The organism is Leptospira barantonii (genome assembly GCF_002811925.1).
In the GTDB taxonomy this organism is placed as follows: domain Bacteria; phylum Spirochaetota; class Leptospiria; order Leptospirales; family Leptospiraceae; genus Leptospira; species Leptospira barantonii.
Genome location: NZ_NPDS01000006.1, coordinates 92,423 through 108,271 on the forward strand (window position 1 = coordinate 92,423; position 15,849 = coordinate 108,271).

Genomic DNA, 15,849 nt, shown 5'->3' on the forward strand with positions numbered 1-15,849 from the left:
AATCGAAATCGGATTTGAAAGTCAAAATTGGAAGCGGAACAAGAACGGAAAGGACGAGCAGGGGAGGAAATAAATTTCCTCCCGAATGGAAGAACGGTTATTCGCCTCGAATGCTTTCGAGTTTGTGTTTGATCTCTTCGTTGAGAGGTTGTTTTTTTTGGAAATCCTCGAGCAAACGAACCGCTTCGGTCGGTTTGTCCACTTCCACGTAAAGATCCGAAAGTTCGAGAAGGGGTCTCGGGTCCATCGGAAACTTTTTGTGAAGATCCAGATAGATTTCCTCAGCCTTGTCTCTTTTGCCGATGAGTTTGAGCGAAGAAGCCTTACCCAAAAGCGCGAAGTAGTCCTCACCTTCCGCGAGAATTCGGTTAAAACACTCGAGCGCTTTGTCGAATTCTCCCATTCCGCGTAAGCTATCCGCATAACGGTTGATGATGAGTTTGTTGTCCGGATCGAATTCCAAAATTCTTTCCCAATACTGATTGGCTTTGTGAAAATCCTTCTTACCTCGATAACTCTCCGCAAGACCGTATAACGCGAAAAAGTTTTTACGATCGAGTTCCGCGGCCCTGTGATAATACTGAATCGCTTCGTCGTAATCCTTGATTTTTCGGTAAGAATTCCCAATTTCGGTAAGAATTTTGATATTGTCCGGTTGGATCAAAAGCAGTTTTTCCCACCAGTGAATCGCGTCCTTGTATTTCTGACACGCGAAGTAGAGATGACCCAAACCCACGATCACATACTGATCCTTGGGATTGATCTGCAAAGCCTGCATATAATAAATTTCTGATTCTTTAAAGTTCTTCAGTTTTCGGTGAGCGTCCGCGACTCGGCTGAGAATAGACGCGTCGGTGATGGTGATATGTCTGTAATCTTCCGCTACTTCGATGACTCTGGAAAGAAGATTCATCTCGCGGTAGCAGTTCATAAGACCCATCAAAGAGAACTTATTCGAGGGATCTTCTTGTATACATTTATGATAATATTCGATCGCGTTCTTATAGTCTTTTTTCTTAAAGTAAAGGTCGCCCATACCGACCAGTCCGTATGTGTTATGCGGATCTTTTTCCAGAAGTTCCTTGAGTTTGGCTTCCGCCTTCGGGAACTGATGAGAATCTAAAAGTTTATAGGCTTCTTTCGCGAGACTTTTGATGACCGCGAATTGTTTGTCCTCTTCTTCTTTTTCAATATTAGGATTTTCCATTTGATTCTCTCTTTTTAAAGTTTGCTCTCTTCCAATTTTAGAATTCGCATTATTATTTTTTGACGCGTAAGATTCATTGAATATTCTTTTGAGGCTCAAATATTCTGTAAAGAAAATAAGAACAGATAGCTACATTCTCAAAACAAAAAGTAATTTGAACCGGAAATTAGTCCTTTCTATCTATTAGATTTTGGAAAAAAATTTCCGTTTCTCTTTTTTATAAAAATGTTCAATTAAATAGCAACCATGATTTTCATCCGATGAATTCGAGTGGGAAGATCTATGTTTGTCTCCGAATAAAAAACCATCCAACCGATGCGACTTTGCTCATTAATTTTTTGAGTTCCATGAACGCCCGAAAAAGCGAATTCTCGGGAGAGGAGCGACGATCTGAGAATGCGGTTCCTCTTGACAGTAGCCTTTCCGGTATCTTTATGGACGTAAGGAAGGGGTGGAATCATGTCCGCAGAATCAGTGAGAATTACAGGCGCCAGACTGATGGTGGAACTTCTGGAAGAATACGGGGTGGATGTCGTTTTCGGTTATCCGGGCGGAGCCATTCTTCCCTTTTACGATGAAATTTATAAAAGCAAAAAGATCAAACATATCCTCGTAAGACACGAACAAGGCGCTGTTCATATGGCGGAAGGATATGCGAGAGCGACCGGTAAACTTGGTGTGTGCATTGCAACATCGGGACCGGGAGCCACGAACTTAGTGACCGGACTTACCGACGCGAAGATGGATTCGGTTCCGGTACTTGCGATCACGGGTCAGGTCGCGACCAACACGATCGGAACCGACGCGTTTCAAGAAGCCGACATTTTCGGTATCACGATCCCGATCACCAAATACAACGCACTCATGAAGTCCGCGGACGATATCGCGAGACATTTCGAAGAGGCCACCTTGATCGCGTTAGGCGGTCGACCGGGTCCGGTTCTTTTAGATTTTCCGAAGGACGTTCAAACCGAGCTGACTAACGTAAGAAAGGCGAGTCGTCTTAAAATCGCCGCACATCACTATAAAAAACCCGAAGTCCGCGGCAACGTGGAAGAATTTGCGGAAGCGATCAACCGCGCCGAAAGACCTCTGTTGTATGTCGGCGGAGGAGCGATCAACGCGGGCGCTTCCAAAGAAATTTTCGAACTTGCGACCAAAGCCGGAATTCCCGTGACCACGACCTTGATGGGACTCGGTGCGTTTCCGGGAACTCATCCTTTGAGCGTGGGAATGCTCGGTATGCACGGAACCGCCGCGGCAAACAAAGCAGTATTAGAATGTGATTATATTCTCAACCTCGGTGCAAGATTCGACGACCGTGTGGCGAAAATCGGAGAATTTGCCGAAAAAGCGGTAAAGGCGCATATCGACATCGACACGGCCGAATTTAATAAACGAATTCAAGTGGATCACCTTCTGCACGGGGATCTGAAGGACGCGTTAAACGCCATTCTTCCATTCGTGAAAAAAGGGGAGAAAACTTCCTGGGTTCAATATCTACAAGGATTGAAAAAAGACCATCCTCTCGATTTTGATAACTCCGGAAAAACGATCAAACCTCAGGACTTTCTGGATCGTCTTTATAAAAAAACCCAAGGTAAGGCGATCGTATCCACGGATGTGGGACAACATCAGATGTGGGCGGCACAGTATTATCTTTTGGACGAACCGAACAACTGGCTTACTTCCGGCGGACTCGGAACGATGGGTTACGGATTGCCGGCGGCGATCGGAGCCAAATTCGGAAGACCGGATAAGATGGTGATCTGCGTTTCCGGCGACGGATCCATCCAAATGAATATTCAAGAACTTGCAACTATCGCGGCGAACAAACTCGGAGTGAAGGTTCTTGTGTTCAACAATAACTTTCTCGGAATGGTCCGTCAGTGGCAGGAACTTTTTTACGAGGAAAGATTCTCCCAATCGGAATGGAACTTCAATCCTGATTTCGTCAAACTCGCGGAAGCCTATTCGATTCCCGCGATGAAGATCTCCGATAAGTCCGAGATCGACAAGGCCATCGAATTTTTTACGAAGGACGACGGAGCGGCTTTCTTGGAAGTGATGATTCCCGCCGAGGAGAAGGTGTTTCCGATGATTCCCGCAGGGAAATCCCAAAAAGACATGATCGAATTCAAGGATTTGGCCGGACTTAAAAAAGCATGAAACACATTCTAAAAATTCTGGTTAACAATCATCCCGGAGTCATGAGCCATGTTTCGGGTTTATTCACTCGCAGAAGTTATAATATAGATTCGATCGCGGTCGGTGTGACCGTGAATCCGGAAGTTTCGAGTATGGTAATCGTGGTCAAAGGGGACGAATCCACCGTAGATCAGGTCAAAAGACAACTTTTAAAACTACCGGACGTTCTCGAAGTGGAAGACCTCGCGTATCACGATTGTGTAAGTAGAGAATTGGTGTTGATCGTCGTAAAACTTTCGGAAGCCACAAGAACCGAAATTCTTTCCGTCTGCGACGTGTTCGAGGCGAAAGTGGCGGACTTAACCCATTCTTCCCTTACGATCGAATATTCGGGTAACTCGCGTAAGGTGAACGCGATCGTGGAGATCTTGTCCAAATACGGAATCGAAGAGATCGTTCGCACCGGACAAATCGCGATCCGATACAGAAGTATCGGATCCTGATCGTTTCCGTCGTGCCCGCCTAAGTTTCGTTAGGTGCAAGAATTGCCGGTTTCAAACGGCTCTGATTCGCAACGGAACGGAAGCGGATTGTTTCCAGGGTCTTTTTCGATCGTAATCGAATAAGATGCAGAATGAATTCGAAGTACAGACCACCTTACGATCCGATTTGCGGATCAATCTCTGAAGAATCCGATACCGCGCGCTTGAAATCGTCCTAAACTCCGTTTGGACGAGAATCGAATCCGGAAATTTAATCTTTCCTCTATAATCGCTTTCGGACCAAAGAACGATCGGTTCTATGTGATTCAGGTTCGGAGATTCGAGTTGAACTTCTTGAAGCGCGCGTTTCCTCGCTTCGTTCAAAACGAATTGAGCGTTTTCTATCATCAAACTTCCATCCTGATCGCATTGTTGACTCGCAATGGAAATCTCAAAGTTATGTGTTTTTGTGTTGGAAATCATTTGTTTATCTCTTCTGTCTAACTGCTTGGAATAAAAAGAGTGCCTCCAAAATTTGCTTCAGAAATCATTCAATTTATTTCTTTGAAATGTTTTTGTGAAATGTTAATCGTTTGAATACAAAACGGTAATTTCTTCCTATCGAGTTATCTTTAACATGAATTATGGATCTAATATATATTAAAAATTGTATACAATTATTTTTGAATATTTATTCGAAGGTCTCGTTCCAATAGGTTGGATTGATTTTAAGGGAGAAAGGAATTTTTTCGAGGACGAAAGCTCGTATTTATGATTTGTCGAACTCTTTATAAGTCGCGATTGAGCGACGCTTATAAGTTAGGGAATAAATTCTTGCAAGGTTATAAGGAGGCGAGTTCGAGAATCTTGGAATCTAAGAATAAAACCGCTTCCGGTTTCCACTGAAAGATCCCGTTTGAAAATTCGCAGAGCTCCGTTTCTTTCAGTCGTTTTAAAGATTCGTCTAAAACTTGTTTCTTATCCGGGATTAGGGAATAAAAACTTTCCATCGAGATCGGTCCAAAAAGACGGAATAGGGAAAGGATCAATTCTTCGTAAAGATCGGGTTTCATGTATTCTTTCGAAAGATTTTTTCGTTTGTATGTTTCCACGTTTCTCGGGTTTGAATATCTTCCCGAGGGAAGATATCCGTGTGCCCCCGGTCCGATTCCAAAATATTGTTCCATGGTCCAATACTTGAGATTGTGCCTGGAATGAAATCCCGGTTTTGAGTAATTGCTTACCTCGTATTGATGAAGGTCGTGAGGAGAAAGAAGATCGGGCAGAAGTTTTAAAATCTCTTCTTGGATTTCCTCTTCGGGCGCCGATACGATTCGGTCCATTACCTTTCTTGAATATTCGGTTCCTTTTTCGACCGTAAGCGCGTAGAGGCTGATATGTTTTCCTCCGGCCGACAAAACCTGTACGATATCCCGTAGAATTTCCTCGATGGTTTGTCCCGGAATTCCGTAAATCAGATCCGCCGAAAAGTTGGAGATTCCCGAATTCTTCACCGTTTCCAAAATGGTTCCGTACCGTTCCGGATCGTAGTGTCTTCCCAGAAATTTCAGCTTTTCCGGATGAAAACTTTGGATTCCCACGGAGATTCGGTTGATTCCGGCCTGTTCTATGGATTTTAAAAAATCCGGAGTGATGTCTTCCGGATTGCATTCCATCGTAATTTCAGAATATTCGGAAACCTTGATGTTTCTTTTTAGAAAACCGATCAGATCGGCGATTTTCGAGACGTTCGCGCGGGAAGGGGTTCCTCCGCCGAAAAAGATCGTATCGAATTCGAGGTCGGTGACCGAAGGATTGTCGGAAATCCTTTGTTCGATTTCCTCTTTGTATCTTTGAAAAAGTGCGTCCTCGTCCGGGATCGGATTCTGACCGTTTCCTACCGAATAAAAATCACAATATTCGCATTTTTGAATGCAGTAGGGGTAGTGGACATAGATTCCCGGAATTCCCGTTTTTGAAACAGGATTCGAAGGTGGGAATTCTTCTTTAGATACCGTCATGGCTTCGTCCATTCTGCCGCTGTGATCTTAAATAATTGTAGGAACTCCTACAATCGAAAAGGATTAAAAAATGCTCGATCAAAGTATAAATTTGTGATATGAGAAAATTTCGGAATTTTTCCCACCTCCTCAAAACTCAATGACTCGCTCTCTACGGATCGCTCCTCAACCCACCACCCAAGATTAGGGTGGGGCGCGAGAATTTCACGGTGGATTGTAGGAACTCCTACTCAGTTTGACTTACTCCATACAAAGTCGAATTCTCAAAAAATACTATATATCCTTTATTTCGACGCGGATTTTTCGCCGGAATTTCCGTTTTGACCTTTTAGGATTAGATCCACGACCGGGATCGGAGAGGTTCTTTCCAAGACGGAATGCATCAAAGCCTTTTTGGATTCCAAGGTCGGAGAAAAGGAAAATAGAATTTTCAGATTCGGAAGTGTATTCAATTTTAAGAATGGAGTTCCGTAGTGAAGCGCGACGATTTCCAAGTCGGTATAACGTTTTGCAAGTCCAGCCGCGAGATCCAATTCCACTTGGCTGAAGGTTGTGACCACGATTCTTTTGAATTTATTTTCCTTAACAAGATTCGGAATTTTACCCGCGTTTGAGTTTTGGATATTCTTTTCGGCAAGAGCGGTTTCGAATTCTTTTCCGCGCGCCGCAAAGATCGTTTCTTCCGTTTTCACCGAGGCGGGATTAAAGGAAGAAGGAAAAGATACGATGGTCGCTCTTGAGATTTCCGCGTTCAACGTCGGGGAAAAAATTTCCAAGAAACTTTTTTCTCTTTGTGCGAGTTGGTCCTGAAAGAATGCGACTTCCTTTTGTTCGATATCGGAAAGTTTTTCTTTTGCGACGGATTTTTTGGGGGAGAATTCGTAGACGATTCCGTGTTTGAGTTTTAAAAGAATCTGTCTATACGCGGCTTCTTTCAAAAGATCTCTTTCCCCTTTTTGGAAGGTTCCTTTTTTATACGCGTTTAGGATTTGATCCTTCATATCGCGTGTGGTTTTTCCCCAGCTTGTCATCAGAAGAATATCAGCACCCGCTAATATAGCGAGAACTCCCGGATCGCTGTCCTTGTAATGAACGTCGATCGCGTCCATCTCCATCGCGTCGGTGATGATGACACCTTGAAATCCCATCTTTTCTCTTAAGATCCCGGTAAGAATTTTGGAAGAGAGCGTCGCCGGAAAATTCGGATCCAATTTAGGATACACGATATGCGCGCTCATCACAACTTCCGCGCCTTGTTTGATGGATTCTTGAAACGGAATGAGTTCCATTCTTTCCAATTCTTCCAAGGTCTTATCGATCTTAGGAAGTCCGAGATGACTGTCCACGTTCGTATCTCCGTGTCCCGGAAAATGTTTGATCGTCGGAATCGCACCGCCGACTCTCGCTCCCTTTTCGTAACCGATTCCCGCAGTGGAAACCATCTCGGGAGTACTTCCCATGGAACGAGTGTTGATGACCGGATTGTCCGGATTGTTGTTGATGTCTAAATCGGGAGCGAAAACAAAATTGAGTCCGAGTTTACGAAGTTGGTAAGAAGTTACAAAGCCGACCTTATACGCGTAGTCCGCATTCTTAGATTGCCCAAGCGCCATAGCGCCGGGAAACTGAGTGACCCCGTCTTTCACACGAAGAACTCTTCCGCCTTCCTGATCGACCGAAATCAAAAGTGGAAGTTTGGAAAACTCCATACTTTTCTTCTGCAATTCGAAGTTGAGCTTTAAGATTTCTTGTTTGGTTCCGAGATTCATTCCAAACAGAATGATTCCACCGGGAAGAATCTCCTCGATTTCTTTTTCCGCGGTTTGATCCAGGGCCTTGCCCGGAATCGCCACGTGAATCACTTGTCCGGTCAATTCCTCCGGACTCATTTTATCAACGATGGATTTGGCTTGGGATTCTAAATATCCATCCCAGCTGTCGGCTTGCAGTTCTTGTTGATAAGAGCTGACATAGTAGAACACGGTAAGGAAACCCAAAAGAAGTAGGAACGCAAAGGAAAAACGTCGGATCATAGTTTGACAGAATATCAAAACCGGAAATTCTGTAAAAACAAATTCCTTAGGAGAGCCTCTCGTTATGATTCGATCCAAACTCTTAATTATAATTCTGTGTTCTTTGTGTTCGCTTTCCTTGTCTGCGCAATCCAACGATTCCAAAATTCGAATTCTTTTTTTCGGAGACAGTTTGACCGCGGGGCTCGGACTGAATTCTCCCGATGAGGCGTTTCCTGCCTTGATCGAAAAGTCTCTGAACCAAAACGGAATTTCTTCCCAAGCGGTGAACGCGGGAATGAGCGGGGATACGACCTCGGGCGGGCTTGCTCGTTTGGAGTGGGCTATGAGCACCGGTTTCGATCTGTTCGTGCTGGAACTCGGAGCGAATGATTCCATGAGAGGAATTTCTCCCGATCAAACCGAAAAGAATCTGAAGGAAATCGTCGCAAGAGTAAGAAAGAAAAATCCGAAGGCGAAGATCCTTCTCGTGGGGATGAAAACGTTTCCGAACCTCGGAAAAGAATATCGAAAAAAATTCGAAGCGATCTTTCCGAAACTTTCCAAGGAAGAGAATCTTCCCCTCGTTCCATTCTTCATGGATGGAGTAGCGGGAATCAAAAAACTCAATCAGAAGGACGGAATTCATCCGACTGCGGAAGGTCATAAGATTCTCTCCAAAAATCTTTTGCCCTTTGTTCAAAAAATTCTGAAGAAAGGATGATTCTCCAAAAAGTGTGTTTACACCGGACTTTTGGAGAAAAGTATGGATCTACCTGAAATAATCGCGGGAATAGCTCAGTGGTAGAGCACCTCCTTGCCAAGGAGGGGGTCGCGGGTTCGAATCCCGTTTCCCGCTTTTTCTTTTATATCACCCTTCCCCAGGTCGATTTACATCATGGATCATAAAACAAAAAAAAATTCCAACGCTACCGTTGATATTAAACTTACATTCGAAGCTTCCGATATCGAAAAAGCTTTTGATAAAACCTACGCAGAAAAACAAAAAGACGTAAAAATTCCCGGCTTCCGTCAAGGAAAGGCTCCACTTCACTTGGTTAAGAAACAACTCGGTGATGCGGTGGCGAGTGACGCGATCAACAATCTCATCTTAGACGGGATGACTTCCATTCTCACCAAATTAGAATATCCGATGGTGCGTTTTCCGAAATTCGAAATTCAGGATTATCAACCGGGTAAAACTCTTGTTGCAACCGCGGTTTATGAAACCAATCCGGAAATCACCCTCGGAAAGTATAAAAAAGTAAAAGTAAAACTTCCAGAAGTAAACGTGACCGATTCCGACGTTGCGGAAGAACTCGAAACCATCCGCAAACAACTCGCTCGTAAACAACTCAAAGAAGAAGGTCAAACCGCGGCTTCCGGAGATATTATCGATATGGAATATACGGTTCACGAAAAAGATCAGGAACCGAAAAACGCGAGCAACACTTCGAACGACTATCACCTGGGTCATGAAAGCAACCTGAAAGGTTTCGACGATCACCTCTACGGCTTGAAATCCGGAGACAAAAAGGAATTCTCCCATACTTTCCCGGAAGATTATTCCCAAAACGAGGTCGCTGGCAAGACGTTCGAATACGCGGTTACCGTAAAAGCGCTTTATGCAAACATTCTCCCGGCTTTGGACGACGATCTCGCTTCCGAGTTCGACGGTTCCGAATCCCTAAACGCTCTGAAAGACAAGATTCGCAAGAATTTGAAGGAACGTTTTGAGGAAGGAATCCGCAACAAGAAGATGGAAGAGATCTATAAAGAAATCATTGAAGATTCCAAGTATATCTTCCCGGATTCTTATGTGAAGGAAGAATCGGAACATGTGTTCCACAACATGATTCACGAATTCAGACTTCCTCATATCACGATGGAAAAATACGCCGAGATGATCAAAAAGGATCTGAAAGAAGTTCAAGAATCCTTTAAGAATTTGGCGGAAACTCGTCTCAAACACTTCTTTACCCGTCAAAAAATCGCTCAAACCGAGAATATTACGTATTCCGATACGGATTTTGATGCTGATTTAGAAAAACTTGCGTCAAGTTACCAAATTTCCCTGTCCGATCTTAAAAAAGAGCTGGAAAAGGGAAAACTCATGGATAATTATCGAGAGAATTTTTTCGCAAAAAAGGTGGATGATACCCTCTTTGATCTTGTAGAAAAGAAATACACTGACAAATTGAGTATTGGCCAGGTAAAAGACTATCTGAACCAAAAGGAAGAACAGAAAGCATGAGTGTAATTCCGTATGTGATCGAGCAAACGAGCAGAGGGGAAAGATCTTACGATATTTTTTCCCGACTTTTAAAAGATAGAATCATCTTTCTCGGAAATGCAATCAACGACGATTACGCGAACGTCATTACGGCGCAGTTGTTATTTCTCGAGGCGGAAAATCCGGAAAGAGACATTTATCTTTATCTCAATTCTCCGGGAGGTTACGTATCTTCCGGTCTTGCAATTTACGACACGATGCAGTATATTAAACCGGATGTGAGAACTCTTTGTCTGGGACAGGCTTCCTCTATGGCGGCATTGCTTCTTGCGGGTGGAGCGGCGGGAAAACGTTCCGCGCTTCCGAATTCAAGAATTATGATGCACCAACCAATGGGCGGGGCGACCGGACAGGCGAGTGATATCGAGATTCAAGCGAGAGAGGTTCTCAAGCTGAAAGAAATTCTCAACTCCATCTATCATAAACACACTGGAAAAACTGTTGAGCAGATTCAGAAGGATACCGAAAGAAACTTCTATATGACTGCGGAAGAAGCGAAGAATTACGGGATCATCGACACCGTAATCCAGATCGATCGCAAACAAGCTTAATAAGGAGCGCTCTCTTGGCTAAGAAAACACCGGGAACCAACGGTAAACAAAAACTATTCTGCTCTTTCTGCGGAAAGGAACAGGATGCAGTAAAACGTTTAGTCGCCGGACCTGGTGTTTATATCTGTGACGAGTGTATCTCTCTTTGTAACGAAATCATCGCCGAAGATCACGATCACAACGCTCACGAAAAATCCGAAGTATTCAGCGAGGTTCCGAGCCCCGCGGACATCAAAACGATTTTGGATCAGTATGTGATCGGTCAAGATCACGCCAAGAAAGCTCTTTCCGTAGCGGTTTACAACCACTACAAACGGGTGAATCTCAAAGAGAAAAAGTCCGATATCGAAATCGAAAAATCGAATATTCTTTTGATCGGGCCGACTGGAAGCGGTAAAACTCTTCTCGCACAAACTCTTGCAAGAATCATCAAGGTTCCTTTTGCGATCGTGGACGCGACCGCGCTGACCGAAGCTGGTTACGTTGGGGAAGACGTTGAGAATATCATTCTCAAGTTGATCCAAAACGCGGACAACGACATCAAAAGAGCCGAAGTAGGAATCATCTATATCGACGAGGTGGATAAGATCGCCCGTAAATCCGACAGCGCTTCCATTACAAGAGACGTGAGCGGAGAGGGAGTGCAACAAGCGCTTCTGAAAATCATCGAGGGAACGGTGGCTAACGTTCCTCCTCAAGGCGGAAGAAAACATCCGCACCAGGAATACTTACAAGTAGATACGAAGAACATTCTTTTTATCCTCGGAGGAGCCTTTGTGGATCTTCCGAACATCATCAAGTCCAGAACCGGCGTAAAAACGATCGGTTTCGGCACTGAAGAACAGAGAATCCAAGGCGATAGCAAGGACGCTCTGATGGGACAAGTGATTCCGGAAGATTTGATCAAGTTCGGATTGATTCCGGAATTTATCGGAAGACTTCCGATCGTTGCCACTCTGCAAGAGTTGGACGTGGAAATGCTCAAACAGATCTTCCGCGAACCGAAGAACTCAGTTCTCAAACAATATACCCGTCTTTTAGAACTCGAAAACGTAAAGCTGACTTTCCGAGAAGACGCAATCGACAAAATTGCGGAACTTGCGATCAAAAGAGAATCCGGCGCTCGCGGGCTCAGAGCCATCGTCGAGAACATCATGTTGGATTTGATGTTCGATATTCCTTCGCGCAAGGATATCGAAGAGGTGATCATCACTGCGGAAGTGATTACGGATCGAGTGACTCCTACTTTAGTTCTGAAAAAAGAATCCAAGATCGCTTAATCGATTTTAGTTTCAAGCTTCAAATTCAAACGTGACAAGCAACGTTACTGAGTTATTAGCATATCGTCATATAGACATGTCGACAGGGTTTCGTGTAATATAATAAGCAATGGTGTGATGGCGCGCAACGCACCCGAAGAACAACGAATCCACGCATAACGTTCCATTCTCCCCATTAAAAATAAAAAACCCCGCGATTCTTTTGGAAATCACGGGGCATTCAACACCAAGAAGTTGAGTCGACCGGCTTTACCGGTCGTCTTGTTTGATTACTTCTTCTTTTTCTTATCTTCCGCTTTCAAAGCGAGAATCGATTTACTCTGCAATTCTAACTTTTTCTTTTCAGTCCAAGGAATCGCAACGCTCAATTCTTCCGCGAGAGAAAGAAGGTTTTCGTTGATGTCCACGAGCTCGTCGATGATTACGAAGTAGGAAACGCTGGATTTCAGTTTACTGTCTCCCTTTTTGATTCGTTTCATCTGGCTTTTGTAGATGTTCTGTTTGATCTTTTCCAGATTTTTGGTTTTCTTTTCCGATCTGGCTTTTTCCAAAAGATCCGGGAACTTATCCGAATCCGCAAGGAGTTCCATCAGATTGGTGGCGGACTTTCTAAGTTCCTTCACTTCTTCTTTTTCGTCCTTGGAGACTTCGTGGAAAGAACTGATTCCGTTCGAGGAAGTTCTCAGAATGTTCCAAATACTTTCGGTGATTCTATCCAGATGATTGATGGATTCCGTGATCGGGTGAATGGAGGAAAGATCGTCTTCTTCCAAATGTTTGTTGGCGATCGACAAGAAGCTGGAGAGGGAATTTTCTCTCATCTTCTTTAAGTCTTTCAGAAGTTTTTGTGTCTGTCTGAAATTCTTCTTTTTACCGTTCACATAACCCGCACACGCGTTGTTCAGAGCTTTTCTCGCAACGCTCAAACTTGCAAGCATGGAGGAAATGGTTCTGGAAAGAGCTCTTTCAGGATGTTTTTTGAGAGTGATCAGTTTTTCCAGATTCTCATCGTATGCTTCCTGACGTTTTTTGTGGATTCTTCCGAAGAGGAAGATCAAAAGCGCCGCGACCAATACGAGGATTACGACCGAAGAAAATCCGAAAAGATAAAGAATGGATCCGATGATTCCCGCTGTTGCGGATGCGATGATCGCGGTGAAGAACCAACCGCCCACGACGGTAAGAACCCCGCTCACTCTGTTGACCGCGTTGTCCTTGTTCCAAGCTCCGTCAGTCAGGGATGTTCCCATCGCCACCATAAAGGTAACGAACGTAGTGGAAAGAGGAAGTTTGTAAAGAGTTCCGACCAGAATCAAAGCGCTGGAAATCTGAATGTTCACGGAAGCTCTGAGCAAGTCGAACGCTTCGGTTTCGTGAACCTTTACGATTTCCGCAAACCCGTTCCTTTGTTCGAAACGTTTTCCGATAAAGTTACGAACGCCCGCGGGAAGAATCGCCTTGATCGGCGTGTAAATTCCGAGAGCGATCTGAACGAAAACGCGCGCTACCAAACTTGAATTAAAGTTTTCTAATGTTTCACCCTGAGAACCCAAGGTGACTTCGGTTTGAGTGACCGTTTCCGCTTTTTTGGAAAACCAAAGAGGGAAGAGCATCACACAGGCCGCGCCCAAAAGGATGAAGTTCGGAGTGGGAACGTTTCCTGCAAGACCGGTCGCAAGGGCGCTTGCGTCTCCGCCGCCCGCTTGGATCAAGGTCCAAGTCGCGAAACTCGCGAGTGGAACCCCGATGAAGTTCACTAAGTCGTTGCTCGCGAACGCCATCGCAAGAGAACCTGTTCCGACTAAAACTAAGAATTTTAGAATATTCCATTCTAATAATACTAAGAATTGGAAAACGACCGCGAAACTTGCGAACGTAATCAAAAGGATGTTCGTAAAGTTTTCGTTGATGTATTTTACGATTTCGGGTGGAATTACGGTGGAACCTTTCATCGCGGACAAAAGCGTAAAAAACGCAACCGTCGTCATGGAAAGACCGCCGAACAATCCTCCGAAGTATTTCATCGAATTCTTAAGATTGAACGAGAAGATGAATCTGAAAACGAACTGCAAGATCATTCCCGAGAAGAACGCTACGATCACGCTCGTGATGATACCGAAGATGATTTTCAACGCGCTTTCGGAGTTGATGATCTGAAACGCTCCGTTTAAGGTTCCGGTTTTTAAGAATGCGATCGCAAGCGCCGCTCCCAAAAGTTCGAAGACCAGGGAAACCGTAGTAGAGGTCGGAAGCCCGAGAGTGTTGTAAAGATCCAGAAGAACGATGTCCGTAAGCATCACCGCTAAGAATAAGAACATCAGATCCTGAAGCGCAAAACCGCTCGGATGAAAGATTCCTTTTCTCGCGACTTCCATCATTCCTGTGGAAGAAAGAGCGCCGAGAATGATCCCGATTCCGGCCACGACCAGAATGATTCTTTTAGAGGAGGCTTTGGAACCGACGGCGGAGTTGGTGAAGTTTACGGCGTCGTTTGAAACCCCGACTAAGAGGTCGCCGACTCCAAGAATCGCCATGAGTACAACGATGATTAAAAAAAAGTCCATGAAACGCTTCCGTTTATTGTTTTGTAGAATCTACAGTTTTACTTTTCGCATTCACTCGTCAATTTCGAGTTCGATTGAGTGTTTTTGATCCAGGGAGCCGGACAACTGAAATTTTGCCGACGACCCGCTTGTGATTATTACTTTTCTGTTACAAAAGCAACCGGTTAATCTTCCAAATCCCAAAAAAAATCTTTATTGGTCAGTTCTTCTTCCGGGGGCTTGGAATCTGTAACGGAAAAGAAATTTTTTCCCCCCAACGAATCCAAAATCAACTTGAATTGTTCCTTGAGTTCCAGGGTTTCTTTTTCCCAGTATTCGTTCCCGGCAAAGTGTGGAAACGCGGTCGGGAAAGAAGGATCGGTTTGAAACCGAGTGGAAATCCACGCGGAGTAGTGAACGAACCGCATCGCCCTGAGAATTTCGATCAGATCAAACCAACGATCTTCGAAATCCCTAAATTCTCTGTAACCGGAAAGAAGGTGTTCCCTTTCTTCGAGTCCTTCTTTTCCCCGGGATAGAAGCATCCAGAAATCCTGGACGGCCGGGCCTTTCAAACAATCGTCGAAGTCCACAAAGAACCAACCTTCTGTTCCGAAGAGAAGATTTCCCTTATGACAGTCTCCGTGAATGCGATGCAGTGGAACCGATTCGATTTTTTCCCGGAACAAATCCAGGATGGCGTTTGCGGTTTCTAAATATTGATTTCTGCAACTCGAAGGAATCCATTCTCCTTGGAGCAAGGTTTCCAAAGGATCGGTTCCGTATGTTTTGGAATCGAGTGTGATCCTGTGGTCGAAATTCTTCGCTTTGCCTACGTTGTGAATTCTCGCAAGAAATCTTCCTAAGATTTTCAGATTCTCGGGACTCAGTTCGTCGGGAGATCTTCCTCCGACCCTCGGCCAAAAAGAATAATGGATTTCATCCTGAAACGAGGCAAGGCTGTTTCCGTCTTGAAAACGATAGGGAACACAAACCGGAATTTCTTCCTCTTTCAAATCTTCTAAGAAACGGTGTTCTTCCAGAATCTGTTCTCGGTTCCATCGTCCCGGACGGTAGAATTTGGAGATGATATGCGAACCGTCTTCGAGCCTAAGGTCGAAAACCCGATTCTCCAAACTGTTCAAAGCCATACAATGACCGGAAGGTTCGTAACCCGCCTTTTCGACTAGGGTGAGAATTTCTCCGGGATTGAGTTGAAAAAAATCGGCCATTGACTCCAGGATTCCCGCTTCCGGTTTCCTTGGAAATTTTTTTATTGGGACGGTCTTCCGACTTGATCGTTTTGTTCCGA

Annotated in this window: 12 protein-coding genes and 1 tRNA gene; 7 read left to right on the forward strand and 6 right to left on the reverse strand. The window is 44.5% G+C overall.

Features of this window, described 5'->3' with window-relative positions; genetic code table 11:
• Nucleotides 1-97 precede the first annotated feature (97 nt).
• A complete protein-coding gene (locus tag CH367_RS13905) occupies nucleotides 98-1,207 on the reverse strand; it encodes a tetratricopeptide repeat protein (RefSeq protein WP_100736815.1) in 1,110 nt (369 codons plus the stop codon).
• 459 nt (nucleotides 1,208-1,666) lie between these two features.
• On the opposite strand from CH367_RS13905, the gene ilvB reads away from it, so the two are divergent.
• Nucleotides 1,667-3,376 (forward strand): biosynthetic-type acetolactate synthase large subunit, encoded by a 1,710-nt coding sequence (ilvB, locus tag CH367_RS13910; protein WP_100763109.1) that lies wholly within the window; start codon nucleotides 1,667-1,669, stop codon nucleotides 3,374-3,376.
• A complete protein-coding gene (gene ilvN, locus CH367_RS13915; protein ID WP_100763110.1) occupies nucleotides 3,373-3,858 on the forward strand; it encodes an acetolactate synthase small subunit in 486 nt (161 codons plus the stop codon). The genes ilvB and ilvN overlap by 4 nt, the downstream gene beginning before the upstream one ends.
• Before the next feature lie 51 nt (nucleotides 3,859-3,909).
• Here the strand turns inward: ilvN and CH367_RS13920 are convergent, their stop codons facing one another.
• From CH367_RS13920 to CH367_RS13930, 3 genes are all read right to left on the reverse strand, one after another.
• Nucleotides 3,910-4,320 carry an acyl-CoA thioesterase gene (locus CH367_RS13920; protein ID WP_100763111.1) on the reverse strand — a complete coding sequence of 137 codons (411 nt, stop codon included), beginning with the start codon at nucleotides 4,318-4,320 and terminating at the stop codon, nucleotides 3,910-3,912.
• 359 nt (nucleotides 4,321-4,679) lie between these two features.
• Nucleotides 4,680-5,858, reverse strand: coding sequence for a radical SAM family heme chaperone HemW (hemW, locus tag CH367_RS13925; protein WP_100763317.1), 1,179 nt, complete (start codon nucleotides 5,856-5,858; stop codon nucleotides 4,680-4,682).
• A gap of 284 nt (nucleotides 5,859-6,142) precedes the next feature.
• Entirely contained in the window at nucleotides 6,143-7,891 is a 1,749-nt protein-coding gene (locus CH367_RS13930) for a glycoside hydrolase family 3 protein (protein WP_425268846.1), read from the reverse strand.
• 64 nt (nucleotides 7,892-7,955) lie between these two features.
• On the opposite strand from CH367_RS13930, the gene CH367_RS13935 reads away from it, so the two are divergent.
• From CH367_RS13935 to clpX, 5 genes are all read left to right on the forward strand, one after another.
• Nucleotides 7,956-8,594: an arylesterase gene (locus tag CH367_RS13935; RefSeq protein ID WP_100763112.1), complete on the forward strand. Its 639-nt coding sequence runs from the start codon at nucleotides 7,956-7,958 to the stop codon at nucleotides 8,592-8,594.
• 63 nt (nucleotides 8,595-8,657) lie between these two features.
• Nucleotides 8,658-8,729: transfer RNA gene (locus CH367_RS13940), tRNA-Gly, on the forward strand.
• A gap of 39 nt (nucleotides 8,730-8,768) precedes the next feature.
• Entirely contained in the window at nucleotides 8,769-10,124 is a 1,356-nt protein-coding gene (gene tig, locus CH367_RS13945) for a trigger factor (protein WP_100763113.1), read from the forward strand.
• Nucleotides 10,121-10,714 (forward strand): ATP-dependent Clp endopeptidase proteolytic subunit ClpP, encoded by a 594-nt coding sequence (gene clpP, locus CH367_RS13950; protein WP_100763114.1) that lies wholly within the window; start codon nucleotides 10,121-10,123, stop codon nucleotides 10,712-10,714. Before tig ends, clpP begins: the two co-directional genes overlap by 4 nt.
• Before the next feature lie 14 nt (nucleotides 10,715-10,728).
• Complete coding sequence (clpX, locus tag CH367_RS13955) at nucleotides 10,729-11,994, forward strand: ATP-dependent Clp protease ATP-binding subunit ClpX (RefSeq protein WP_100763115.1); 1,266 nt, start codon at nucleotides 10,729-10,731, stop codon at nucleotides 11,992-11,994.
• 269 nt (nucleotides 11,995-12,263) lie between these two features.
• On the opposite strand, the gene CH367_RS13960 is transcribed toward clpX, so the two are convergent.
• Together CH367_RS13960 and CH367_RS13965 are read right to left on the reverse strand one after the other, a co-directional pair.
• Nucleotides 12,264-14,558: an inorganic phosphate transporter gene (locus tag CH367_RS13960; protein ID WP_100763116.1), complete on the reverse strand. Its 2,295-nt coding sequence runs from the start codon at nucleotides 14,556-14,558 to the stop codon at nucleotides 12,264-12,266.
• Between the two features lie 164 nt (nucleotides 14,559-14,722).
• Complete coding sequence (locus CH367_RS13965) at nucleotides 14,723-15,769, reverse strand: serine/threonine protein kinase (protein WP_100763117.1); 1,047 nt, start codon at nucleotides 15,767-15,769, stop codon at nucleotides 14,723-14,725.
• Between the last annotated feature and the right edge of the window lie 80 nt (nucleotides 15,770-15,849).